This is a genomic window from Kitasatospora sp. NPDC048715 (genome assembly GCF_043198905.1).
Classification (GTDB): domain Bacteria; phylum Actinomycetota; class Actinomycetes; order Streptomycetales; family Streptomycetaceae; genus Kitasatospora; species Kitasatospora lactacystinica.
This window is the reverse complement of the sequence record NZ_JBICVH010000007.1, coordinates 96,209-120,391: the sequence shown is the minus strand read 5'-3', so window position 1 is coordinate 120,391 and position 24,183 is coordinate 96,209. Positions and strand designations below refer to the sequence as shown.

The following is a 24,183-nucleotide window of genomic DNA, read 5'->3' as shown; positions in this document are numbered from 1 at the left end:
CGACGCTAGACGCCCGATGGCCTGGAGGTATGCGAATCAGCCCGAAACCATCCCCTCGGATGACCCGAGCAGGTGCGCGAGCCCGTCGGCCAGGCCCCCGCGCCAGCACGCGTAGTCGTGGCCGCCGTTGAACTCGCGGTAGGCGAGGTCGTAGCCGCGGGCCGTGAGGACGTCGCGCAGGTGGCGGTTCTGGGCGAGGAGCATCCACTCCTGGAGCCCGACCTCGATCCAGAAGCGGGCCTGCCGTCGTTCCTCGGCGGCGAGGCGCCGGGTCAGCCATTCGCTGCCCGCGTCGAACTCGGTCTCGTCGGGCCACCAGAAGGAGCCGGACTGGGAGAGCGCGTTGCCGAAGCGTTCCGGGCGGCGGTAGGCGGCGTAGGCGGCGGTGAGGCCGCCCGCGCTCTGGCCGGCGATCACGGTGGCGGCCGGGTCGCCGCTCGCGCCGAACTCCGTTGCGGCCCAGGGCAGCAGGCGGTCGGCGAGGAGGTCGATGAAGGCCGGGTTGCAGCTCAGGTCGTCCGGGCGCTCCGGCCCCATGGTGTGCACCAGCAGGGTGACGGTGGGCGGGATGGCGCGGTCGGCCGTCAGGTTGTCGAGGGTGTCGCCGACGGAGAGCACCTCGCCCCACATCTCGCCGTCCAGTAGTACCGCGACCGGGTACGGGCCGCAGTCCGCCCGGTGGCCGGCGGGGAGGTGGACGTCGACCCGCCGGCCGGCCACCGTGTGGGCGAGCGTCCGTCCGCGCGGCACGCCTTCGCGCCGCGCCACGTACGGCTGCGTGGGGGCGGCGGGCAGGCTGAGCACCGAGGCGGGGTGGCGGCCGTCGCGGGCGGGCAGCCGGGGCTCGGTGTCGTACGGGTCGGGGCGGGCCTGGTCGAGGACGCGCAGCCAGTCGGGCCGGGTGGTGCCGGGGGCCTCGCCGTGGAACGGGTACAGCTGGTACGAGGCGCGGTGGTCCTCGCGCAGCCGGTAGGTGATCGACCACCCGCCGTCGTCCCGACGCTTCATCAGATGTGGCGTCAGGTCCCCGGCGTGGCGGTCCTTGTCGGTGACGGTGTGCAGCAGCGCGAGCACGCCGTCGCAGTCGCCGTCGTGATGGGTGAAGGTGACCAGGCGGTAGGCGGGGTCGTCGGGGCAGAGGGCGACGAGCGGGGTTTCCACAGCAGTGACTCCAAAAGGCTTAGGCGGGGCTGCCCTTGCGGCCGAGCAGCACCCAGAGCAGGAAGGGACCGCCGAGGACGGTGGTGACGATGCCGACGGGGATCTCCACCCCGGCGAACAGCACTCGGCCCAGTGTGTCGGCGAGCACGACGAGCAGGGCGCCGGTGAGGGCGGAGCCGAGCACGGGCACCCGTGCGGGCCCGGCCAGCCGTCCGGCGATCACCGGCGCGGCCAGGGCCACGAAGCCGACCGGCCCGCAGACGCCGACCGCGAGCCCGGCCAGGGCGACGGCCAGCAGCAGGCAGGCGAGTCGGACCCGGCCCGGGTCGACGCCGAGTGCGGAGGCGACGCTGTCGTCGAAGCGCAGCACCGCCAGTCGCCGGGCCACCGCGAGCGCGACCGGCACCAGTGCCGCGAGTCCGATCAGGACGGGCGTGGCGACGGCGAGGTCGCGTCCGTTGAGGCTGCCGTTGGTCCAGATGTACAGCGATCCGGCCGAGTTGAGCGAGCGCCGGGCCATCGCGACCTGGATGACGGCGGAGGCGAGCGCCGACATGGCGAGCCCGACCACCAGGATCCGGTAGCCGCGCGCGCCGAGTCCGCCGGAGGCCAGGGTGACGACCAGGACGGCGACCAGTGCGCCGAGCGGTCCGGCCCACCAGGCGCCGAAGGTGCCCGCGGTGCTGGCGGAGATGAGTACGGCGGCGGTCGCGCCGTCGTTGACGCCGAGGAGTTCGGGGGTGGCCAGGCGGTTGCGGGCGAGGGTCTGGGTGAGGCAGCCGGCCAGGCCGAGGGCGGCGCCGGCGGCGAGTCCGGCGACGATCCGGCCGAGCCGGAACTTCTGCACCAGCAGGACGTCCAGCCGGTCGCCGTAGCCGAACACGGCCTGGAAGGTGCGGGCGAGGTCGAGTTCGCTCTGTCCGGCGTGCGCCGAGACCACGACGGCGGCCAGCAGGGCGGCGGCCAGGCCGAGCGAGGCCAGCAGTGCCCGGCGCGGCAGCAGCAGCGACCATGTTCCGTGCCGCAGGGTCAAGTCCGGCTTGGGCGGCGCCGGTTCGCCGCGTCGCGCGGCCGGCGTGGACTCGGCGGGGTCGGCCATGGCCAGGGCGGCGGAGTGCCGGGAGCGGACGATCGCGATCAGGGCCGGGGCGCCGATCAGCGCGACGATCACCGAGACCGGCGCCTCGAAGGGTCGGGCCACCACCCGGGCGAGCACGTCCGCGCCGGTCAGTACGGTGGCGCCGAACAGCGCGGCGAGCAGGGTGAGTCGGCCGATCCGGGGGCCGGCGACGGTGCGGGCGAGGAAGCCGGAGAGCAGCCCGAGGAAGGCGATCGGCCCGGCCAGCGCGACCGCCGAGGCGGTCAGCAGGGTGACGGCGACGGCGACGGCGGCCCGGGTGGCGCCGGGTCGGTGGCCGAGGCCGCGGGCGAGGTCGTCGCCGAGGGAGAGCGCGGTCAGCGGACGGGTGGTGAGGGCGGCGAGCAGGAACCCAGCACCGAGCACCGGGGCGAGCTGGCGCAGGGTGGTCCAGCCTTCCACCCCGGCCAGCGATCCGAGTACCCACACCCGGTACCGCTCGTACGCCTCGGGGGAGTTGACGATCAGCACGTCGGTGAGTCCGCGGAAGATCGCCGCGACGGCGGAGCCGGCGAGCACCAGCCGCATCGGCGATCCGCCGCCCCGGCTGCTGGCGACCAGCAGCACCACGGTGCTGGCGAGCACCGCGCCGCCGAAGGCGAAGGCGAGGTAGCCGAAGGAGGTCTGCACGCCGAGCACGGCGATGCCGAGCACGACGCCCAGCGAGGCGCCGGCGTTGACGCCGAGCAGGCCGGTCTCGGCCAGCGGGTTGCGGGTGACGGACTGCAGTTGTGCCCCGGCGACGCCGAGTGCGGCGCCGACGAGCAGGGCGGTGAGGGTGCGCGGCAGCCGCAGGTCGCCGACGACGAGGGCGAGTCGGCCGTCGGCGCGGGCGCCGTCGTGGTTCAGCAGGTAGTCCAGCACCCGCCCGGGGCCGACCTCGCCGGCGCCGACCGACAGCGAGAGCGCGGCGAGGGCGAGCAGGAGGACCGCCGCCGCCGTGACGGCCGGCCAGGTGGGGCGGGCACCCTCGGGCCGACGGCTCCGCCGGCCCGGTGGCGGCGAATCCGGCGCGGTGGCGGGGGGCGCCGCGCGGACGCCGGCTTGCGAGAATGTCATAAGGTAAGGCTAACCTAATGGCCGAGCTCGTCCCGTGGGGCACCCCCGTCCCGTCGAACTTCTCGGACGCCGCTCAACTTCCGTACCACCGTTGCCCGGAGGCACCCATGCCGTTCGCCCGTCGCCCGCTCAGCCCCGTCCGCCGCCGTGCGGCCCAGGCGCTGGCCGTCTCCGGGGCGGCCGCGCTCCTGCTCACCGGCTGCGGCTCCTCCGGCTCCTCCTCCTCGTCCTCGGGCTCCTCCGCGGCCGCGTCCCCGGCGGCGGACGCGGCAGGCGGCGGGAGCGGCGGCAAGCGGACCGTCAAGGACGCCACCGGCAAGGCCGTCGAGGTCCCCGCCGAGCCCAAGCGGATCGTCACCCTCACCCAGGAGGACCTGGACGCGGTGCTCGCCCTGGGCGTCAAGCCGGTCGGCATCACCAACGGCCAGGGACTGGCCGAGCCGCCCGCGTACCTCAAGGACAAGGTGCAGGGGATCCCGGTGGTCGGGAACCTGCTCCAGCCCGTGATGGACAAGGTGATCGCCGCCAAGCCCGACCTGATCCTGGCCGGCGACATGCAGGACGAGCAGGTGCTCAAGCAGCTGCGCGAGATCACCCCCGCCACGCTGGTCACCATGGCGCCCACGGACGACTGGAAGCTCGCCTTCCGCGGCATCGGCAACGCCGTCAACAAGCTCGACCAGGCCAACAAGGTGATCGGCGACTACGATGCCAAGGCCGCCAAGGCGGGCGCCGAGCTCACCAAGAACAAGGGTGCCGCCGTCTCCATCGTGCGCTGGAACCCCACCGGCCCGAGCTGGATGGAGAAGAAGCAGTTCGCCGGCGGCGTCGCCCTGGACATGGGCCTGACCCGCCCGGCCGCGCAGGACAAGGACGGCAACGCGCACAGCCCGGCGCTCAGCCTGGAGAAGCTCAACGAGATCGACGGCGACTGGCTGTTCCTGTCCACCCTGACCGACGACGGCAAGGCCGCGCTCAAGGACGTCCAGTCCAAGCCCGCCTACCAGGAGCTGGGCGCGGTGAAGAACAACCACGCCGTCACCGTGGACGGCTCGGTCTGGTCCACCCGGGGCGGCCCGCTCGCCGCCGACGTCGTCATCGGCGACTTCGCCAAGGCACTCGGCGGCAACTGAGCGCACGTCGAACCAGGGGGAGCTGCCATGGAGTTGACCATCCAAGGGCTCAGCGCCGGCTACGGGCCGGGGCGCCCGGTGCTCGGCGGCGTCGACCTCACCGTCCCGGCCGGACGGGTGGTGGCGGTGGTCGGCCCGAACGGCTGCGGGAAGTCCACCCTGCTGCGGTCCGTCGCGAGGCTGCACCGCCCGGACGGCGGGCGGGTCCTGGTCGGCGGCGAGGACGTGTGGCGGCTGCGCCCGCGCCAGGCCGCCCACCGGGTCGCGCTGCTGCCGCAGAGTCCGCAGGCCCCGGAGGCGGTGACCGTCGCCGGGCTGGTCCGCTACGGCCGCCATCCGCACCAGGGGCTGTTCCGCCAGTGGTCGGCGGAGGACGAGCGGCTGACCGCCGAGGCCCTGCGCGCCACCGGTGTGGAGGACCTCGCCGACCGTCGCCTCGACCGGCTCTCCGGCGGCCAGCGCCAGCGCTGCTGGCTCGCCATGGTGCTCGCCCAGGACACCCCGGTGGTGCTGCTCGACGAGCCGACCAGCGCGCTCGACCTCGGGCACGCGGTGGAGGTGCTGGAGCTGGTCCGCCGGGTCGCGGCGGGCGGGCGGACGGTGGTCATGGTGCTGCACGACCTCGCGGCGGCCGCCCGCTACGCGGACCTGCTGGTCGCGCTGCGGGACGGCGAGGTGGTGGCCTGCGGGCCGCCGCGCGAGGTGGTGGACGCGCCGCTGGTGCGGGCGCTGTACGACATCGACAGCCATGTGCTCGCGGCGCCGGGCGACGGTGCGCCGGTGATCGTGCCCCGGGCGCCGTCGGTCTGACGGGGTGGAGGGGCGGGCGGGGCGGAGGGACGGGCGGGGCGGCTGCTTTCGAGCAGTCGCCCCGCTTTTTTCGCCTCCTCGATCACTCGTTCGAGTGGTTTGAACTTTGCATGTCACGGCCCGAGTTCACCCCGCCCGTCGCGTTGTCAGTGGGCCTCGCTACGTTCCTCGCATCGCTGGTCAGCAGGCGATCGACATGTGTTTCCCGGTGGGAGGAGTACGGCCGTGGCATGGGTGGAGACGGACGCGGGAGGGTACCGCGTCGCGCTCGACGGGGAGGGCAGGGTGGCGTGCCGCAACGCGGCGGGGCGCGACCTCAAGTCCCTGCCGTCGAAGCTCGGTGACGACCGCGTGGTCATGCAGCTCAAGCAGCTCGCCGAGTGGCTGGCCGCGCACGAGCGCCGCTGCCTGGAGGACGTCGAGCGCTGGATGGTCCGCTCGCTGCCGGTGCCCGCCGCCGTGCTCACCGCCGTGTGGCCGGACGAGGCCTGGCAGGGCGTCCTGAAGGACCTCGTGGTCACCACCACGGACGGCTCCGTGGCCGGCTTCCTGCGCGGCGTCGACGCCGAGCGCGGCCTCGGCCTGGTCGACCTGGACGGCGACACCGTGCGCCTCACCGACGGCGAGGTGCTGATACCGCACCCCGTCCTGCTGCAGGACCTCGACGAGCTGCGCGAGTTCGCCGTCGAACTCGGCGTCTCCCAGCGTGTCCAGCAGCTCTACCGCGAGGTCTGGCACCGGCCCGCGGAGCTGCCGGCGGACAGCGAGGTCACCACCTACGCCGGCGGTCGCTACCGGGAGCTGCGCGAGCTGGTCGGGCGCTGCACCCGGCTCGGCTGCCGGGTCCGCGGCGGCTCCGCCGTCCAGCCGGTCACCGAGGGCGGGCGCACCGTCGAGGCCCGGGTCTGGGTCGGCGACTACTACGAGTACGACGCGTGCGAGACCGGCGCGCTCAGCTGGGCCGGCCCCGACGGCCGTGCCCTGCCGCTCACCGAGGTCGGACCGGTCGCCTGGTCCGAGGGCATGCGGATGGCCGCCGCCCTGTACGCCGGCCGCACGATCCAGGGGGAGGAAGCCGCATGACCGCCACCGCGCACCCGACCACCGCGCACCCGACCACCGCGACGCCCGAGGAACTGCTCGACGCCGGGGCCGTGCTCCCGCCCGGCACCCTGCCCGGGGCCGGCCGCCCCGACAGCGCCGCCGACGTCCTCACCGCCCGCGGCTACACCCACCCCGCGCTCGAAGGGCGCCGGATCGTCCGGCTCGTCCCCGGGGCGCTCGGCCCGGCCGAGGACCTCGCCCTCGACTTCCTCGGCCTGGCGCCGGAGGCCGCGCCCGCCGAGGTCGGCCAGGTCCGCCAGGAGGCGCTCGGCTTCCCCGCCTGGGCCCTGGTCCACGACCCGGCCAACGGACACCACGCGCTCGCCCTGGTCAAGGAGCTGGAGCGGCTCGCCCGCCAGGCCGCCTCCAAGCCCGGCGCCGCCAAGGACGGCTTCGACGAGCTGTCCGTCCGCCTCGGCCGGGCCGTCCCGCACTTCCTGCCCACCTTCTGCGAGGAGGTCGGCCGGATCTTCCTGCGCCACGAGAACCGGACCTACGCCGCCGCCTGGTTCGGCAAGGCCCGCGAGGCCGAGCGCACCCACGGCCTGGCGGTGGACGAGGAGCGGCTGCGCGCCGTCTTCCTGGAGTTCGCCCTGGCCGGCGCGCTCACCGTCAAGTCCCTGCGCCAGTACGTCAAGGAGCTCGCCCAGCGGCTCGACCCGCTGACCGCCTGGCAGCGCTTCCGCCAGCTGTGCACCGAGCGCTCCGCGGCGGGCATGGCCCCGTACGCCGGGGTCGCCGAGGACGCCCGCGCGCTGATCAAGGCCGCCGGGCTGGACCGCGCCGAGCACGAACGCGCGCTGCTCGCCGAGCTGCTGGACTCCCCGGCGGTCACGCGGGCGCCCGCCGCGTTCTGGAAGTCCTGGCACGGCGCGCTGGTCGAGCTCGGCCGCAGCGACGCGGCGGTCCGCACCCGCCTGCTGGAACTGCTGCCCGACCCGTCCTCCTCCGAACCGGCCGCGCACGACACCGCCTGGCTGGCGCTGCTCGCCGAGACCGGCGCCGAGGACCTGCTCACCGGCCCCCGCCCCGAGGGCGCCGAACCGGCCGCCGCCTGGCTGCAGCGCTGGTGCAACCACCACGGCCGCGGCTGGCGCAGCCGGCCCAGCTGCCCGGACACCCTCGCGCTGGCCCGCCGGATGGTCGAGCGGCTCAAGGCCGACGCCGTCCCCGTGGACCTCCACACCGGCATCCGCGCCAGCCGGACCAGGATCGACCTGCTGGACCTGCTGCTCACCGAGGGCGTGCCGGTGGCCGGTCCGCCGGACGGCCTCGGCATCGAGCTGCACGACTGGGTCTCGGAGTGCGGCCCCGACAGTCCCGCCCTCACCGCCGTCGGCGCCGACGAGCGCTACCGGCCGCTGCTGCGCCGAGCCGCCCCGGCCGCCTGGAAGACGGCCGCCGAGCGCGAGGTGCCCGCCCTGCCGCTGCTGAACGAGCTGTTCGCCGAGTGGGCCGAGGAGCGCTCCGAGGAGCTGTTCGCCGCCCGCGGCCTGGCCGCCGCCGCCGACCTGGTCCGCGCGTTCGCCCAGCACCGCACCGCCGTCCGGACGGTCGCGCCGGCCGTCGCCGACCGGGTCGCCGCCCTCGACGTCGCCGCGCTGCTCACCGACGCCCTCCGGGCCGGCATCCTGGACGAACTCGGCTGGCCCGCCCTGGAGGAGGCACTCGGCAAGATCGCCGACCCGCCCGCCGACGACGCCCCGCAGCACCCCGTCCCCAGCCTGGGCGGCGCGGGCCTGAGCGGCCTGGTCGTCGAGGACGCCTGGCCGCACCTGATCCTCGCCCGCCTCGACCGGGCCGTCGTGGTCGGCCCGGAGGGCATCGTGCTGGAGCACACCCTCCGACTGCCCGAGGAACTGCACCAGCGCAACCGGATCCGGCTGCGCCTGGTCGACGGCGAACTGCTGGTCGTCTGGTCCCACGAGGGCAAGCAGCTCGCCTACTGGTCGAGCCGCCCGGACGAGCGGTTCGAGCTGGAGGGCGAGACCATCGCCGGCTACTACTACGGCGACCGCGAACCCGAGCCGCCCTCGCTCCAGCTGCCCGGCGGTGGCCGCACCACCGGCGAGCGCCCGCTGCACGCCGGCGACACCCGGATGCCCGACGAGCACCCCGTCCTCGGCGACGGCACCGGCTACTGGACGGTGCGCCACGCCTCCGACGGCGAGGCCGTCCTGCGCGAACTCGACCCGGCCACCGGCGCCCTCGGCCGCGCCGCCGAACCGCCGGTGATCGCCGCCACCGCCCAGGCCGGCCGACTCGTCCGGAAGAGCACCTGGCTGCTGCCGCTGCAGCCCGGCCTGGAGCGGACCCCGCTCGGCACCGACGGCACCGTGCTCGGCAGCTGGGCCAGGGTCGAGCCCCACAAGGCCGTCACCACCTTCACGGCCGACGGGCAGCGCATCGTGCTGCCGCTGTCCGGACACCGGTCGGACACCGTCCCGGTCGGCCGGCTCGCCCTGCCGGGCGCGGCCGCCCCGGTGGTCAGCCACACCTCCGGCGAGCACTTCTCGCTCAACCTGCCCGACCTCACCGACCGCGCCGACCGCACCGTCGACCTGCACCCCTGCCACGCCGGTGAGCTCTCCGCCGCCGGCACCCCGCTCGTTCCGCCGTTCCCGCACTGGCACGCCCTGCGCCCGCGTGACGAGGCCGGCTCCACGGTGCTGCGCGGCGTCACCTCCGAGCAGGCAGCCCGGCTGATCGACGCCGCCTGGCCGACCGACACCGAGCCGGTCCCCGAGGACGAGCAGTGCTGGCTCACCGTCCAGGGCGTGCGCCGTCCGCTCGCCCGGCGCACCCCGCGCACCCTGCCCGTCCCGGAGGTCGGCGCGATCCTGCCCGGCATCGCGGACCAGCGGCTGCTGGCCGGCGTCGCCGGCCTCGCCCGCCTCGCCGCCGACCTGCTGGACCGGATCGCCCGGTTCGCCCCGCAGCCGGAGGCCGAGCGCCCGAGCACGAAGCAGAACACCGAGTGGCAGCCCGAGCACGGGCGCGACCACGAACTGCGCGACGCCGTGCGCGCCGTGCTGCCCGAGATCGGTGGCTTCGGCAACAACTGGGGCTCCGCCGCGCACTGGTGGGTGCTCAACAACCTGCGTGCCGTCACCGGGGTGCTGGCCGCCCCGCCCGCCGCCGACGGCGAGAGCTGGAGCACCCCCGTCACCGTCACCCTGCGCAACGGCAGTGTCAGCTACGGCTGGCTTCAACTGCTCGGCCGGGTCCACGCGCTGGCCCACGCGGTGGCCTCGCCGTTCACCGACCCGGTCCACCGCTCCTCGCTGGTCCTGCTGCTCGGCGAGCTGACCAGGGGCCCGCTGGCCGACCGCGGCGCCACCCTGCGCGAGATCGTCCTCGCCGAGCAGGTGCCGGCGGCGCCGAACGCCACCGGCACCCGGCCGGTCACGCCCCGCGAGGGCGAGGTGCTGCGGCACGGTGGCCGCACCGTCGTCATCATCGGCCACCAGCGGCAGTCCGCCGACGGCTGGGTGCACTGGCTCGCCGTCGACCACGACCCGAGCGGGGAGTTCGGGCCCGTCGCGCACTTCACCACGGTCGAGGAGCGCGACACCGGGGAACTGGTCGACGCCGCCTGGGTCGCCAAGTTCTGTCGGGTCGCCGCCCTGCGCGGCGCCGTCCCGTACGACCGGGCCGGGGCCGAGGCCTTCAGCGGGCTCACCGGCATCGGCACCGCCCGCTCCGCGCTGCTGCTCAGCCCGCCGTCCGGCCTGCTGTACTGGAACGACATCGCCGTGCCCGCCGAACTCGGGCTCAAGGCCGCCGATGTCAAGGCCGCCCGGACGTGGCTGCGCGGACACGACCACACCGGTCTCGCCGCCGTCTGGGGCGCCCTGCTGCCCGCGGACCCGAAGACCCTGTGGACCGACGGCCCCGACCTCGCCGCCGGGGCCGAGGAGTGGATCCGGCGCTTCGGACGCCTCGTCACCCTCCCCGAGGAGGCACTGGCCACCGTCCAGGGCGTGTCCATCGACACCGTCGAGGCGGTGCTCAACCCCGCCCACACCCCGTGGCTGACCGGCCGCACCGGCTTCCGGTTCATCGACGTGGGCGGAGCCGGACCGCGGCTGGCACCCGAGGACGAGTCCGCCGTCCCCGAGAGGAGCGCGCTGAGCTCCACCATCGCCGCACTGCGCTGGCTCGCCTACCACCTGCCCGCCGACAGTCCGCTGCGTCCGCTGCTGCCCACGGCCGCCGAGGCGCTGCGCGACCGCCTGGCCGACCCTGAGCTGCTGCTCGACTTCGACCTGGTGCGCACCCCCAAGGGCACCTCGCTGTCCGCCGTCCTGCGCACCCACTTCGGCCTGCCCGCCGAGGGCGGCGGCGACCGGGACGGGCTGGTCCACTGCGGACCGGCACTCGTCCTGACGCCGTACCACGAGGAGACGGAGCGGGTCTGGCTGCGTCCGGCCGCCCTCACCGGACCGGACGACCCACTGCTCGAACTGCTCGAAGGGCTCTCCAACAGCTACTGGTACCAGGCCGAGCGGCTGGCCATCGAGTCCGTGCTGCGCGGCGAGCCGGAGCGGCTGGCCGCCTCCGCCGCGGTGGCGCCGGCCCCCGGCGAGGGCCCCGCCTGGCTGCAGAACCCGCAGCTGTCCGTCCCCGAGCTGGTCGCCGAGGTGTCCCGCACCCACGACCTGGGCGAGGACGCCGCCACGCTCTACCTCCAACTGCTCGCCCTGCCCGACCCGACCGACCGCAACACCGCCCGCTGGACGGGCTGGAAGCCCGCCCGGCTGAAGAAGGCCCGCGCCGAACTCGCCGCCACCGGCCTGGTGCTGGAGGCCAAGCGGGCCCGGGCCGGCCGCAGCCTCTTCCTGCCCGGCGGCTGGCAGGAGGCCAAGGCGCCGGCACTGCCGGCCGAGACCTGGAAGGCCGCCCTGTACGAACTGCACACCCACCGGCCCGCGCTGGTCCCCCTGCCCGTCCCCGAGCTGTTCGCCCGGGCCTGGCAGCGGACCGTCGACGGCGACGCCCCCGGTTACGAAGAGCTCCGGACCAGCAAGCGCAGGAAGGCCCGCCGATGACCGCCACCGAGACCAACCCCGGCGCGACCACCACCGTCGCGACTGCCACCGTCGCCGCCGCGGACCGGCAGACCGTCCCGCCCGAGGAGAAGTACGCCGCCGAACTGGAGTTCCTGGCCGCCCACGACAGCGGCCCGCGCCCGCCCGGCTGGCGGCTGACCCCGCGCGCCGTGGTCACCTTCGTGATGGGCAGCGGCGGCGAGAAGCTCAAGACCGGGCGCAAGGGCCTGGTCATCGAGCCGAAGTTCGTCGGCGAGCGCGCCCTGGTCGAGCGCTGCGTCGTCACCCTCGCCGGGGAGCGCGGCCTGCTGCTCGTCGGCGAGCCCGGCACCGCCAAGTCCATGCTCTCCGAGCTGCTCGCCGCCGCCGTCTGCGGCACCAGCGCGCTCACCGTCCAGGGCACCGCCGGCACCACCGAGGACCAGCTCAAGTACGGCTGGAACTACGCCCTGCTGCTCGCCAAGGGGCCCAGCCGCGAGGCCCTCGTCCCCTCGCCGGTGCTCACCGCGATGACCGCCGGCGCGGTCGCCCGGGTCGAGGAGGTCACCCGCTGCCTGCCCGAGGTGCAGGACGCCCTGGTCTCGCTGCTCTCGGAACGGCGCATCGCCGTCCCCGAACTGGCCGGCACCCCGGACGGGCAGCTGCACGCCGCGGCCGGCTTCACCCTGATCGCCACCGCGAACCTGCGGGACAAGGGCGTCAGCGAGATGTCCGCGGCGCTCAAGCGGCGCTTCAACTTCGAGACGGTCGGCCCGATCGGCAGCCTCGCCGCCGAGGTCGACCTGGTCCGCCGCCAGTCCACCGCCGCCGTGGCCCGGGCCGGCGCCGCCTACGCCGTGGACGACGCCGTCCTGGAGGCCCTGGTCACCGCGTTCCGCGACCTGCGCACCGGCCGCTCCACCGAGGGCTGGGACGTCGAACGCCCGTCCACCGTGATGAGCACCGCCGAGGCGGTCTCCGTCGCCACCTCGCTCGGCGTCAGCGCCGCCTACCTGCCCGACGGCGGGGACCTGCTCGGCCGGCTGCCCGGCCAGCTCCTCGGAGTGGTCCGCAAGGACGAGCCGGCCGACGCGGCCCGGCTGCTCGGCTACTGGGACGGCCCGGTCCGCCGCCGCGCCGAACAGGGCGCCGCCACCTGGCGCACCCTGTGGGACCTCCGCTCGGCACTGGAGGCCTGATCCGATGAGCAGCGCGGAGATCCCCCGCCCGGACGACGCGGACCGGACGGTCCGGGCCGAGGCCGACCGGCTGGCCGCCTCCGGCACCGGCCGCCCCGGGCCCCACCTGATCGGCGTGCGCCACCACGCGCCGTCCCTCAGCGCGGTCGTCCCCGCGCTGCTCGACGCCGCCCGGCCGGACGCCGTCCTGGTCGAGCTGCCCGCCGAGTTCCAGCCCTGGCTCGGCCGGCTCGCCGACGAGGCCACCCTGGCCCCGGTCGCCCTCGCGGCGGCCCCGACCGGGCCCGAGGAGGCGGCCGGGCCCGCCTTCTACCCGTTCGCCGACTTCTCCCCGGAACTCGCCGCCCTGCGCTGGGCCCGGCGCAACGGCGTGGAGGCCATCGCCTGCGACCTCCCGCTCGCCCACCGCGCCGCCGCGCGGGCCGGCGCGCGGGCCGCGGAGCGGACCGGGGAGCGGGTCGGGGAGTCGAGGCGCACCGACGGGGGCCCGGAAGCGCCCGGCGTCGCCGACGCGCTGCGCCACCGCCTCACCGGCCGGGACGCCGACGACGACCTGTGGGACCGTCTGGTCGAGACGGCCGCCCCCGGCTCCTCCCCGGAGGCCGTCCGGCGCGCCGCCCTGCTGGTCGGCTGGGCACTGCGCCGGGACGCCGAGCGCGGCCCCGGCGTCGACCCGTACGACCTGCGCCGCGAGGCCTGGATGCGGGCCCGCATCCAGGACGCCTCGGCCGGCGGGCGCCGGGTCGCCGCCGTGATCGGCGCCTTCCACGCCCCCGCCCTGCTGGACGGTCCCCTCGCCGCCGAGGAGCCGCCGCCCCCGGACGACCCCGGGCACGTCCTGTCCCTGATCCCGTACACCTACCCGCTGCTCGACGCCCGCTCCGGCTACCCGGCGGGCATCCGCGACCCGGAGTGGCAGCACACCGTCCTGGACGCCGGCGGCGACCCGGAACGCCTCGCCGAGGCGCTCACCACCACCGCCGTCCGGATCTGCGCCGCCCTGCGCAGCCAGGACCACCCCAGCGGCCCGGCCGACGCCCGCGAGATCGTCCGCCTGGCCGGCGACCTCGCCCGGCTGCGCGGCCACGCCGCCCCCGGCCGCGGCGAACTCGTCGAAGCGGTGCAGACCGTCCTCGCCCAGGGCGAACCCCTGGGCCGCGGCCGGGCCGTCGCCCGCGCCCTCGAACAGGTGCTGGTCGGTACCCGCACCGGCCGTCCCACCCCCGCCGCCCCGCGCAGCGGACTCGCCCCCGCCGTCGAGACGCTCCTCGCCGGCCTCGGCTTGCCAGGCCCCGCCGACCCCGGCCCGCGGGACCTGCGCCTCGACCCGCTGCGCAGCGACCTCGACCGCCGCCGCGAGATCCTCCTGCACCGGCTCACCGTCTGCGAGGTCCCCTACGCCGAGTCCGTCGCCACCACCGGCGCCGGCGGCACCGAAACCCTCGGCACCCGCTGGCGCCTGCACTGGACCCCCGCCAGCGCCGCCATGCTCACCGTCGCCGGCACCCGCGGCGTCACCCCCGCGCAGGCCGCCGAGGGCGCCCTGCGCGCCCGCCTCACCGACCGGCCGACCCCGCGCGAGATCATCGACGGCCTCACCGCCGCCGCCTCCTGCGCCCTCCCCGCCCTCGCCGAGACCCGCCTCGCCCAACTCACCACCGTCCTCCCCACCTCCGCCACCCTGCCCGACCTCCTCGATGCCCTGGCGCTCGTCGACCGGCTGACCGCGGGCCACTTCCCCGGCTACGCCCCGGCCGGAGGGGAGACGTCCGCCCCCGCCTCCGCCGTTCCGGCGGGTCGGCCCGGGCTCGCCGCGGCCGGGGAGGTGCTCACCACTGCCGCCGTGCGGCAGTTGGAGGGCGTGGGCGGGTCGGACGATCCGCAGGACGCGCGGGCGCTGGTCGAGCTGGTGCGGCGGGCGGACCGGCTCGGCGGAGTGCGGCTGGCGTACACGCTGGCCGAACTCGCCGAGCGGGGGAGCCCGTTGGTACGGGGCGCGGCCGGTGCGGTCCGGGTGCTGCTCGGGCAGGAGCCGGCCGAGGTGCTGGGCGGCCGGGCCGCCTCCTGGGTGGACGGTGCGACCGGCCCGAAGACGCGACAGGCGCTCGGGCGGGCGCTGGTCGGTCTGCTGACGGCGGCGGAGGGGCTGTTCGACTCCGCGCCGCAGGCACTGGAGCCGCTGCTGGAGCGGGTCGCCTCGCTGCCCGACGACGCCTTCCTGGACCGGCTGCCCGCCCTGCGCGGCGGGTTCGACACGCTCAGCCCGGCCGCCCGCGACCGGCTGCTGGCCCTGGTCGAGGAGAGCCTGGGCGCCCGGCTCGCCGCGCTGCCCGAGGAGGCTGGCCCGGCCGTGCTCGCCGGCTGGGTGCGGGCGGACCTCGCGGCACGGGCGGCCCTCGCCCGCCGCGGCCTCCTGCCCCCGGCGGCGGCCGACATCCCGGCGGTCGCGCCGCCGGCCACGGCCTCGGAGCGGCCTCCCACCCGGCTCCCCGCCGCAACCGCCGCAACCGCCGCAACCGCCACGATTTCCACGACCGCCGCGGCCGTTACGACCACAACCACCACGCCGCGCGCCCTCGCCCCCGCCGAGCGCTGGCGGCTGCTCCTCGGCCGCCCCGGCGACGGCGGCCTGACCGGTCGCGGTGCCCGACTCGCCACGGCCCTGGACGAGTTGTACGGCACCGGCCACGGCGAGGGCTCCGGCCCGGGCCTGGACAGCCGGGGCGGCAGGGGAGGCCGCGAGGCCCCGTACCCCGGCGTGCGGGAGTGGGCCGAGGAGCTGGAGTCGCTGTTCGGCCCCGGCGTGCGCGAGGAGGTGCTGGCCGCCGCTGTCGCCCAGGGCCGTACCGACGTCCTGGAGACGATCGACCCCGCCGCCGTCCGCCCCTCCGTCGAGCTGCTGCGCACCGTGCTGGACCACGCGGGCGGTCTGCCCGAGGCCCGGGTGGCCCGGCTGCGCCCGCTGGTGCGGCGGCTGGTGGACGAGCTGAACCGGGAGCTGGCCACCAGGCTGCGCCCGGCGCTGACCGGGATCGCCGTGCCGCGCCCGTCCCGCCGCCTGGGCGGCGGGCTGGACCTGGACCGGACCATCCGGGCCAACCTCGCCACCGCCCGGCCCGGGCCGGACGGCGGCACCCTGATAGTGCCCGAGCGCCCGGTCTTCCGGACCAGGGCGCGGCAGGCCAACGACTGGCGGCTGATCCTGGTCGTGGACGTCTCCGGGTCGATGGAGGCCTCCACGGTGTGGGCCGCACTGACGGCCTCGATCCTGGCCGGGGTGCCCTCGCTGAGCACCCACTTCGTGGCCTTCTCCACCGAGGTCCTGGACCTCACGGCACGGGTGGACGACCCGCTGAGCCTGCTGCTGGAGGTGAGGGTCGGCGGCGGCACCAGCATCGCGAGCGGGCTGCGCTACGCGCGGGAACTGGTGACGGTGCCGTCCCGCACGCTGATCGCGGTGGTCAGCGACTTCGAGGAGGGCGGGCCGATCGGCGGGCTGCTGGCCCAGACCCGGGCGCTGGTGGACTCCGGCGTGCACCTGCTCGGCTGCGCGGCGCTGGACGACACCGGGACGGCCCGCTACTCGAAGGCGGTCGCGGGCCAACTGGTCGCGGCCGGAATGCCCGTGGCGGCGTTGAGCCCGCTGGAACTGGCCCGCTGGGTGGGGGAGAAGGTGCGATGAGCGCGACGGCACGGACGAGCGACTGGCCGGGCGTGCGGCCCGAGGTGGTCGCCGAGGTGGTGGCCGGACTGAGCGCCCGGCTGCAGAAGCGGCTGGACGGTGCGGCGGCGAAGCTGGCGGAGCGGCCGGTGGCCCGGGAGGGCGACGAGTGGCGGGTGGAGGTGGACGAGGAGACGCTGCTGGTGCTGCACGCCCCGGGTGGGGTGGTCGTGGTGGAGGCCGGCGTCCGCTGCGGCTGCCTGCTGGCCCCGGCCTGCGTGCACCGGGCCGCCGCCGTCACCCTCTGCCCGCTCGCCGAGGCCGAGCCCGAGCCTGAGGTCGAGCCCGATCCCGAGGCCGGGCCCGCGCCCGACGGCGGCACCGGGTCGGTGGCCGCGGAAGGCCGGGAAGGAGCCCCGGAGACGCCCGGGGCGCCGCCCGGCGGGACGGCCCCCGCCCCGCTCACCACCGTCGAACTCGCCGCCGTCCGCCACCTCCACGCGGCCGCGGCCGCCGTCCTGGCTGCTGGGGTGAGCGGGGCGGGCGCCGTCTCCCAGGCCGAGCTGCTGCGCGCCGCCCACCGGGCACGCCTCGCGGGCCTGCACCGCCCGGCCTCGGCGGCGGTCACCGTCGCGACGAGGGTCCGGGCGGCGCGTTCCGGCGCGCCGGACCACCGCCTGGTGGATCTGGTGGCGGGCCAGCGCGAACTGCTCGGCCTCACCACCGCCCTGGCCGCCGGCGCCGCCCCGGTCGCCGAACTGCGCGGCACCGCGCGCCAGGCCTACCGGGAAGAGGGGGGCCTGCGGCTCTACGGCCTGTTCGCCGAGCCGGTGCTGACGGCGACGCACGCGGGCGCGGTCAGCTGGGCGGTGGATGCCAACGGGCGCCTGAGCACGATCGCCGAGGTGATGCCGCACGACGACGCGTCGGCCGCCGCCCCGCAGGCGGTCGGGGCGGGCAACCGGACGGTCCGCCTGGGTGATGCCGCGCTCAGCCACCGCGAGTTGAGCCGGGCCGGGCTGGCCGTCCAGGGCGCGACCAGGTCCACCGGCGGCCGACTGGGCGCCGGCGCCTCGGTACGGGCGGTGCGTGCGGCGGGCACGGCGTGGACGGCGGAGCCGGCCGCCCGGCTCTGGTCCGAACCGGCTCCCGCACAGGTGGCCCGGGCGCTCGCGGCGCAGGAACAGCCGTACGAGAGCCGCCCGGCCGGGAGCGACCTGCTGTTCCTGGACGTCACCCTGCTGGGTACCGCCCCCACCGGCCCGGGCGGGACGCCGCAGCTGCTGGCGCGCTGCACGGCGGGCGGCCCGGCCGAGGGGGCCGCGGACAGCCCGGCAGAGGACAATCCGGCGGAGGCCGGTCCGGGAGGCTCGGGCGGTCCGGTGATCGTCCTGCGCCCGGCGCACGAACACCCCGACCTGCCGTTCCGGGCGAACCTCGCGCTGCTCGCCACCGCGCCCGGGCTGCGGCTGCGGGTGATCGGCCGATTGGAGCGCGCGGACCGTCCGGAGCTGCGCCTGCTCGCGATCGGCACGCCCCCGGGCACGCCGGACCGACTCGCCCTGCCGGCGGCCCGGGCGGGCCGGGTCAACCTCGGCCTCGAACGCCTCCAGACCGCCGACCTCGCGGGGCCCGGCCCGGTCGGTGGGCCGGCGGACGGGCCGACGGCCCCGGCGCCGTACGGCCCGCCCGTCCACGTGCTCGGGCGCCGGGTCGAGCAGACGGTCACCACCGGCCGGCACGCCCTCGCCCCGAGCGAGGCCTCGGCGGCGGCCGACCGCGCGCTGCTGCGCGCCGCCGGGCTGGCCACGGCCGCCGAGCTCCTCGACGCTCTGCGGGCCTGCGCTGCCAACCGGCAGCGCGACGTCTTCGGCCGGATCGTCACGGACGACCACGAGGCCTTCGCCGCCGCTTGGCTGGCGGCGGCCTCCTACACCGAGGAGCTGGCCACGGCCTTGTGCGCGGCGGCCTGGTCCGGGGAGGGGTGAGGGGACTTCCACGGCAGGCCGGCAGGGGAGAGCGCCCGGGGTATGAGTCGAACTATTTGCACAGACCGGTATTCCGCGCCAACTGGCATACTTGTCGTAGGAAGACACAGGACGAGACCTCGTACGAGAGCCGGTACGAGACCTCGCACGGGGCCTCGTCCGGCACACGGCACGAGCAGCGCGACGGAAGGGTGGGCGAGCCATGGGAATCCGCGACGATGCGGCCGAGGTCCGGGCCAGCGGCTGGCGGACGCTCGCCGCGCTGCACGGGATGATCGACACCGCACTGGAGAAGGCGCTCCAGGCCGAGTTCAAGCTCTCGGTGGTCGAGTACACGGTGCTGGACGCGCTCTCCCGCCAGGACGGCTGGCACATGCGGATGCAGCAGCTGGCCCGCGCGGCGGCGCTGAGCAGCAGTGCGACGACCCGGCTGGTGAGCCGCCTGGAGGACCGGGGCCTGCTCAGCCGCTTCCTCTGCGCGGACGACCGGCGCGGCATCTACACCGAGCTGACGGCCGAGGGCCGTGACCTGCTGACGGCCGCCCGGCCGGTGCACGACGCCGCCCTGGAGGCGACGCTGGCCGAGGCCACCGAGGTCCCCGAGCTGGCCCCCCTGGTCGGGTCGCTCGCCGAGCTCCACCCGGTCCACACCAAGGCCTGAGGCGGAATCGGCCCGTTCGCTCGGGCCGGCGGGCCACCCGGGCCGGGGCCTCGCCGCCGCCCGGCGGCTTCGGGTCTCGTGCGCGGGAACGGGGTGAGCCGCCGCCCGGCGGGCCCGCTCGGCGTCCGGTGGTGATCGTGCAGGGGTCCGGTGCGCCGCGTCGTCACTGTTCGCCCCGGGGCACGTCCGACCCGGCGCCGAGGGCCCGCCGCGGCAGGACCCGGGGCGCGCTCGGTCCGCGGTCCGGGCCATCGCCCGTGTCGTCCTTCGGGCCGGTCCCCGGGTCGGTCCCCGGGCCGTCGGCGCGGCTGACGGCGGGCAGTCCGGCCGTGTGTCCCCCCGTGGGGCTGCCCGACAGGTCGTACATGCGCGGCAGTACGGGCCGGGGCACGACCACGGCGCCGGGCAGCCCGGGGATCTCGGCGCCGACCGCCAAGCCCCCGTTGGCGGGCGGCACATCGGCGCGGACGGCACCGGTGACACCGGCGACACCAGCGACCCCGGGAGCACCAGCAGCACCGGCGACATCGCCGAGCCCTGCGGCGCCCGTGCGGGGGCCGTCCGTGGCGTAGGGGACAGGGGGAGCCCCGGGGAGGCCGAAGGGCCCCGGAGCCTGCTGGACCCCGCCCAGCGGCCCGCCGAGCCCCTCTGCCGCCGCGTCCGACGGTCCTGGCCCGAGGCCGTCGGGCCCGGGCCCGGGACCTGAACCGGAGCCGGACTGGCCGTCGGAGCCGGAACCGGAACCGGAACCCGAGCCGTCCTCGGCCCCCGCCTGCCCCGCCTGCCCCGCCTGCCCCGCCTGCCCCTCGGACACCGGAGCCCGGGTGATCCGGGCCCCCGACGGCAGCCCGGGCACCGCGGCCGGGTGTCCGGCCTGCTCCAGCAGCGCCGAGGGCACCAGCACCACCGCCCGGGTGCCGCCGTACGGGGACGGCCGCAGCGAGACCCGGACCTCGTGCCGGGAGGCGAGGCGCGCGACGACGAACAGGCCGAGCCGCAGGTCGTCGCCGAGCGCGGAGACGTCCAGCTCGGGCGGGTCGGCCAGGTACGCGTTGAACCGCTGGTACTCCTGCTCGGTCATGCCGAGCCCGCGGTCCTCGACCTCGACCGCCAGGCCCTCCGCGACCTCCTGAGCCGAGACCTGCACCTGGGTGTACGGCGGGGAGAAGGTGGTGCCGTTCTCGATCAGCTCGGCGACCAGGTGGATGACGTCGGCGACGGCCTGCCCGTCGAGCGAGACGCGCGGCACGCCCTGGACGACGACCCGGGAGTAGCTCTCGGTCTCCGAGACGGCGCTGCGCAGCACGTTGACCATGGGCACGGCGTTGCGCCAGCGCCGGGCGGGCAGGGCGCCGCCGAGGATGACCAGGTTCTCGGCGTTGCGCCGCATCCGGGTGGCCAGGTGGTCGACCGCGAACAGTTCGCGCAGCAGTTCCGGGTCCTCGTGCTCGCGTTCGAGCGCGTCCAGCATGCTGATCTGCCGGTGGATCAGGATCTGGGTGCGCCGGGCGATGTTGAGGAAGACCTTCTTCGTCCCTTCGCGCCCCTGGGCCTGGTGGACGATGGCGGCGATCGCGGCCTGGCGGACGGCGGCGAGGCCCTCCGAGGTCTGCTGGACGTCGTCGCCGGCCCGCCGGGACGGTGCCCAGACGGCCGGGGCGGGCACCTGCTCCCCGGCGCGCAGCCGTCCGACCACCTCGGGGATCTCCTGCTCGGCGAGCGCGAAGGTGTCGGCCCGCAGGCCGGACAGCCGCGCGGACAGGGCCCAGGCGGTCCGGACGCCACGGACCAGGCTGATCAGCAGCACCAGGGCGACGGCCGCGCTGCCGGCCAGCAGTGCGGTGCGCTGTCCGGAGTCGCGCAGCAGGTAGGCGGCGTAGCCCCAGGCGGCGGCGAGGCCCAGGCCGGGGACCAGTACGAGGGAGAGGAGCGGGCCGCGGAGCGAGCCGGACCGGCCGGCGCGGTGGCCCGTGCGGGGGGCCGGTATGCCTGGCATCTGATTCCTTGCTGCAGGGCCGAGTCGCGGGACCGGGACGCCGGTCCGGACCGGTGGGTCCGAGCGGCGGGGTCGATCCCGTACGGCGCGGCCGGGCTTCAGGGAGTCGGGGCCGGGGGTGCCGGAGCCGGTGACGTGCTGTCACTGCTCCGGCGCGGTGCAGCACGGCCGTCGACGGCACGGAACGCTATCAGCCCCGGGCGGCGTCGACGCAATATCAACTGGCCCGGCCCGATGGGCCGATGGCGTCGGAACGGGGTTCGGGCCGGAGGGTCCGCCGGTGCATCGCCGCAGCTCGCGGCCCTCGCCCCGATGGTGCCGACGGTTCCCGGAGGGCGGGGACAGCCCCCCGGGGAATTCGCCAGGAACAGGTCAAGTGTCGTTGTGGCGGGCGGGGCCTCAGCCCGCCAGTGGCATCGGCAGCACCCGTCCGCCCCTCCCCGGCGGCTTCTCCACCGAGGCCTCCCGCTGGGCGGCGAGCTCGCTCCAGGCCCAGCTGGTCAGGTCGGACAGCTCCGCCGACCACTGCTTGCCGTACGTGCCGGAGGCGAACTGCCCGAGCCGCAGCCGCTGGACGTCCGAGGTGCCGGCCGGCGGGTAGACGTGGGTGGCGTCCCGCAGGTAGCGCTCGATGCCGAACTCGGGCTGGAGGCCGCGGGCGGCGTGGATCTCCATGGCGTTGCGCGCGGAGTCCAGTGCGTACTCGGTGTTGATGAGCTTGGCGTTCATCAGCTCGGCGTCGCAGGCGCGGCCGTGGTCGAGCAGGTGGGAGGCGTGGTAGGCGGCGAGCCTGGCGGTCATCAGCCGGGACTGCATCTCGCCCAGCTTGAGCATGATGTTCGGGAGTTGGCTGAGCGGCTGGCCGTACAGGACGCGTCCCCCGGCGAACCGGACGGTGTCCTCGACGATCGCGGTGTGGATGCCGAGCGCGACGGCGGCGAGGTTGATCCGGCCGTAGAGGGTGGAGGAGGAGTAGGCGACGTCCAGCCCCTGTCCCTCCCGGCCGAGCCGGTTGCCGGCCGGGACGCGGCAGTCCTCCAGGAGGATCTCGCCGAAGCTGAAGCCGTGCAGCCCGCTCTGCGACCCGGGGGAGCCGGTGCGGAACCCGGGCCGGTCGCTCTCGACCAGGAAGGCGGACAGGCCCCGGCTGCCCTGGCCGGTGCGCAGGACCACGCCGTGCACGTCCCCGATGTGGGAGTTGCCGACGAACCACTTGCGGCCGTTGAGCACGTACTCGTCGCCGTCGCGCACCGCCGTGCCGGTCATCCCGAGCACGTGCCCGCCGGATTCCGGTTCGGTGACGGCGATGGTCGGCAGGCACTCCCCGGAGGCGAACTTCGGCAGCCACTTGCGGCGTTGGGCCTGGGAGCCGTAGTGGAGGACCTTGGCCACGCCCAGCTGGGAGGCCTGCGCGATCGAGCCGGCGGCCCCGCTGACCCGGGCCAGCTCCTCGATGATCACGGTCTTGGCGACGTGCCCCAGGCCGAGGCCGCCGAACTCCCGCGGGATCGTCACGCCGATCCAGCCCTGGCGGGCGATCTGCCGGGCCAGCTCGAACTCGATCTTCCGCTCGGCCTCCATCCCGGCCACCCGCGGACGCACCTCCTTCTCCGCGAAGTCACGGACCTCGGCGCGAAGCTCCTCGTGACGGTCGTCGGTGAAGTAGTCCATCGCCATGCTCCGGTCCTCTCGGTGTGTGCGGTGCCGTGCCTCCGTTCGTGCCGTCGATGCCGCTCCGGCAACCCCGCGGGGGGCGGTGGGTGTGCGGGAGTTCCGGCCGGTCGCCCCGGTGCGATCGGCGCATGCGTCACCGGGCGGTGTCCCGGTGGCGGGCATCGTCCGTGTCTTCGGCAGGGCTCATTGTTGTATGGGGTGCCGGGGCAGCCCAGAGTCGATCTTGGATTGGCGCGATTCGGCCCGTCCCCGTCCGGAGGGGTTTCGCCCCGGCCCCGGCCGGGAATCGATCTTCGCTTCCGTGACGGTCCGTCGACCGGTCGTTCACGTGCAGTTTTGACGGGCCATCGGCAAGGCTGAGGAACGGTCGATCGGGACGGTCCGGCTGTTCTGATGTCTGGTTACATGTGCGCCATGACTGATGTGATGAGCACTCAAGGCCAGTTCCCGGGTGCCTCCGGCGAGTCCGCGCGAACCCGCAGGCTGCGCGGCCTCGGGCTCAACGACCCGTCCGCGGACGAGGCCTTCGACCGCTTCGCCCACCTCGCAGCCAGTATCACGCGCGCTCCCATCGCGATGGTCAACTTCATCAATGACGAACGCCAGATGTTCCGCGGGCTCTACATTCCGCCAAGTTCGACCGATGCCAGGGCCGAGGACGGATCGTCCTGGGCGGACCGCGGCATCGCGTTCGACCTCCCCACCCGCGAGATGCCGCTGAGCCACGGCTTCTGCCCGCACGTCGTCGCCCAGCGCTCCCCCCTCGCCCTCGACGACATCCTCGCCTACCCCCGGTTCGCCGGGAACCCGGTGGTGGACGAACTCGGCGTCCGCGCCTACCTCGGCGCCCCGCTCGTCGACGACACCAACACCGTCATCGGCACGGTCTGCGTCCTCGACCGGGAACCCCGGCAGTGGGGGCGCGAGCGGCTGCGCGACATCCAGCACCTCGCCGAGGCGCTGCTCTCCGAGATCCGGCTGCGCGACAGCCTGCTCGCCCAGCGCCAGGAGATGTTCGCCGCCTTCGACGGCTCGCCGTTCCCCATCATGCTCACCGAGGGCCCGGCCCAGGAGATCCGGTACGCCAACGCCCAGCACACCGACACCTTCGGCGCGCCGACGGCCTACGGGACGATCGGCGCCGCCTACCCGCAGCTCGGCGCCGCCGGCCTCGAACAGACCGTCGTGGAGGCGTACCACACCGGTCGCACCGCCGTCCTCGACGGCGTCCGGATCGATTCCGCCCGTCCCGACGCGCAACGCGGACGGCAGGTGTTCAGCTTCACCTGCACCCCGCTGCGGGCCGCGCTCACCGGACGGATCAACGGCGTCCTCACCGTCGGCATGGACATCACCGCCCAGTCCCGCACCGAGGAGGAGCTCGGCACGCTGGCCGCCCTGCTCGTCGACCGGCTCCAGCAGAGCGGCGCCTCCGTGCCCGGCCGCTCCGCCGTCGCCGGCGGGGCCGGACCCGGCCTGCCCGTCTGAACCCCGGCCGGGTGCGGACCGTCCACCACCGTGGCGGGGCGCCTCTCACCCCCGTGGAGAGGACCCCGTCACGCTGCCGTC

General features: G+C 75.9%; 12 protein-coding genes and 1 pseudogene. 9 read left to right on the top strand and 4 right to left on the bottom strand.

Features of this window, described 5'->3' with window-relative positions; translation table 11 throughout:
- Positions 1-36: 36 nt before the first annotated feature.
- Positions 37-1,170, bottom strand: a pseudogene (gene fes / locus ACGFSC_RS15635) (enterochelin esterase); the annotation flags it as partial.
- 10 nt (positions 1,171-1,180) lie between these two features.
- Positions 1,181-3,358 (bottom strand): Fe(3+)-hydroxamate ABC transporter permease FhuB, encoded by a 2,178-nt coding sequence (gene fhuB / locus ACGFSC_RS15630; RefSeq protein WP_359904290.1) that lies wholly within the window; start codon positions 3,356-3,358, stop codon positions 1,181-1,183.
- A 107-nt stretch (positions 3,359-3,465) separates the two neighbouring features.
- On the opposite strand from fhuB, the gene ACGFSC_RS15625 reads away from it, so the two are divergent.
- From ACGFSC_RS15625 to ACGFSC_RS15590, 8 genes are all read left to right on the top strand, one after another.
- Entirely contained in the window at positions 3,466-4,491 is a 1,026-nt protein-coding gene (locus ACGFSC_RS15625; RefSeq protein ID WP_359904287.1) for an ABC transporter substrate-binding protein, read from the top strand.
- A gap of 27 nt (positions 4,492-4,518) precedes the next feature.
- Positions 4,519-5,301, top strand: a complete 783-nt coding sequence (locus tag ACGFSC_RS15620; protein WP_359904284.1) for an ABC transporter ATP-binding protein — start codon at positions 4,519-4,521, stop codon at positions 5,299-5,301.
- 225 nt (positions 5,302-5,526) lie between these two features.
- A complete protein-coding gene (locus tag ACGFSC_RS15615; protein ID WP_392863465.1) occupies positions 5,527-6,384 on the top strand; it encodes a DUF4132 domain-containing protein in 858 nt (285 codons plus the stop codon).
- Complete coding sequence (locus ACGFSC_RS15610) at positions 6,381-11,456, top strand: hypothetical protein (RefSeq protein ID WP_392863463.1); 5,076 nt, start codon at positions 6,381-6,383, stop codon at positions 11,454-11,456. The genes ACGFSC_RS15615 and ACGFSC_RS15610 overlap by 4 nt, the downstream gene beginning before the upstream one ends.
- Complete coding sequence (locus ACGFSC_RS15605) at positions 11,453-12,634, top strand: AAA family ATPase (RefSeq protein WP_359914751.1); 1,182 nt, start codon at positions 11,453-11,455, stop codon at positions 12,632-12,634. The genes ACGFSC_RS15610 and ACGFSC_RS15605 overlap by 4 nt, the downstream gene beginning before the upstream one ends.
- Before the next feature lie 4 nt (positions 12,635-12,638).
- Positions 12,639-16,316 (top strand): DUF5682 family protein, encoded by a 3,678-nt coding sequence (locus ACGFSC_RS15600; RefSeq protein WP_359914754.1) that lies wholly within the window; start codon positions 12,639-12,641, stop codon positions 16,314-16,316.
- The gene (locus tag ACGFSC_RS15595) at positions 16,313-18,283 is read left to right on the top strand and encodes a hypothetical protein (protein WP_359914757.1); all 1,971 of its coding nucleotides are present in this window, start codon (positions 16,313-16,315) and stop codon (positions 18,281-18,283) included. Before ACGFSC_RS15600 ends, ACGFSC_RS15595 begins: the two co-directional genes overlap by 4 nt.
- A gap of 202 nt (positions 18,284-18,485) precedes the next feature.
- On the top strand, positions 18,486-18,944 hold the full coding sequence (locus ACGFSC_RS15590) for a MarR family transcriptional regulator (RefSeq protein WP_359914760.1): 459 nt from the start codon (positions 18,486-18,488) through the stop codon (positions 18,942-18,944).
- A gap of 163 nt (positions 18,945-19,107) precedes the next feature.
- On the opposite strand, the gene ACGFSC_RS15585 is transcribed toward ACGFSC_RS15590, so the two are convergent.
- On the bottom strand, positions 19,108-20,940 hold the full coding sequence (locus ACGFSC_RS15585; RefSeq protein WP_359914763.1) for an ATP-binding protein: 1,833 nt from the start codon (positions 20,938-20,940) through the stop codon (positions 19,108-19,110).
- Positions 20,941-21,339: 399 nt separating this feature from the next.
- Complete coding sequence (locus ACGFSC_RS15580; RefSeq protein ID WP_380348387.1) at positions 21,340-22,617, bottom strand: acyl-CoA dehydrogenase family protein; 1,278 nt, start codon at positions 22,615-22,617, stop codon at positions 21,340-21,342.
- Between the two features lie 411 nt (positions 22,618-23,028).
- Here ACGFSC_RS15580 and ACGFSC_RS15575 point away from each other — a divergent pair, with 411 nt between their 5' ends.
- The gene (locus tag ACGFSC_RS15575) at positions 23,029-24,102 is read left to right on the top strand and encodes a GAF domain-containing protein (protein WP_359914766.1); all 1,074 of its coding nucleotides are present in this window, start codon (positions 23,029-23,031) and stop codon (positions 24,100-24,102) included.
- Positions 24,103-24,183: the final 81 nt, after the last annotated feature.

Bases quoted from the DNA above. Each gene is read 5' to 3' on its own strand.
- fhuB (WP_359904290.1), bottom strand. From the start codon at position 3,358: ATGACATTCTCGCAAGCCGGCGTCCGCGCGGCGCCCCCCGCCACCGCG.
- ACGFSC_RS15625 (WP_359904287.1), top strand. From the start codon at position 3,466: ATGCCGTTCGCCCGTCGCCCGCTCAGCCCCGTCCGCCGCCGTGCGGCC.
- ACGFSC_RS15620 (WP_359904284.1), top strand. From the start codon at position 4,519: ATGGAGTTGACCATCCAAGGGCTCAGCGCCGGCTACGGGCCGGGGCGC.
- ACGFSC_RS15610 (WP_392863463.1), top strand. From the start codon at position 6,381: ATGACCGCCACCGCGCACCCGACCACCGCGCACCCGACCACCGCGACG.
- ACGFSC_RS15605 (WP_359914751.1), top strand. From the start codon at position 11,453: ATGACCGCCACCGAGACCAACCCCGGCGCGACCACCACCGTCGCGACT.
- ACGFSC_RS15600 (WP_359914754.1), top strand. From the start codon at position 12,639: ATGAGCAGCGCGGAGATCCCCCGCCCGGACGACGCGGACCGGACGGTC.
- ACGFSC_RS15595 (WP_359914757.1), top strand. From the start codon at position 16,313: ATGAGCGCGACGGCACGGACGAGCGACTGGCCGGGCGTGCGGCCCGAG.
- ACGFSC_RS15590 (WP_359914760.1), top strand. From the start codon at position 18,486: ATGGGAATCCGCGACGATGCGGCCGAGGTCCGGGCCAGCGGCTGGCGG.
- ACGFSC_RS15585 (WP_359914763.1), bottom strand. From the start codon at position 20,940: ATGCCAGGCATACCGGCCCCCCGCACGGGCCACCGCGCCGGCCGGTCC.
- ACGFSC_RS15580 (WP_380348387.1), bottom strand. From the start codon at position 22,617: ATGGCGATGGACTACTTCACCGACGACCGTCACGAGGAGCTTCGCGCC.
- ACGFSC_RS15575 (WP_359914766.1), top strand. From the start codon at position 23,029: ATGACTGATGTGATGAGCACTCAAGGCCAGTTCCCGGGTGCCTCCGGC.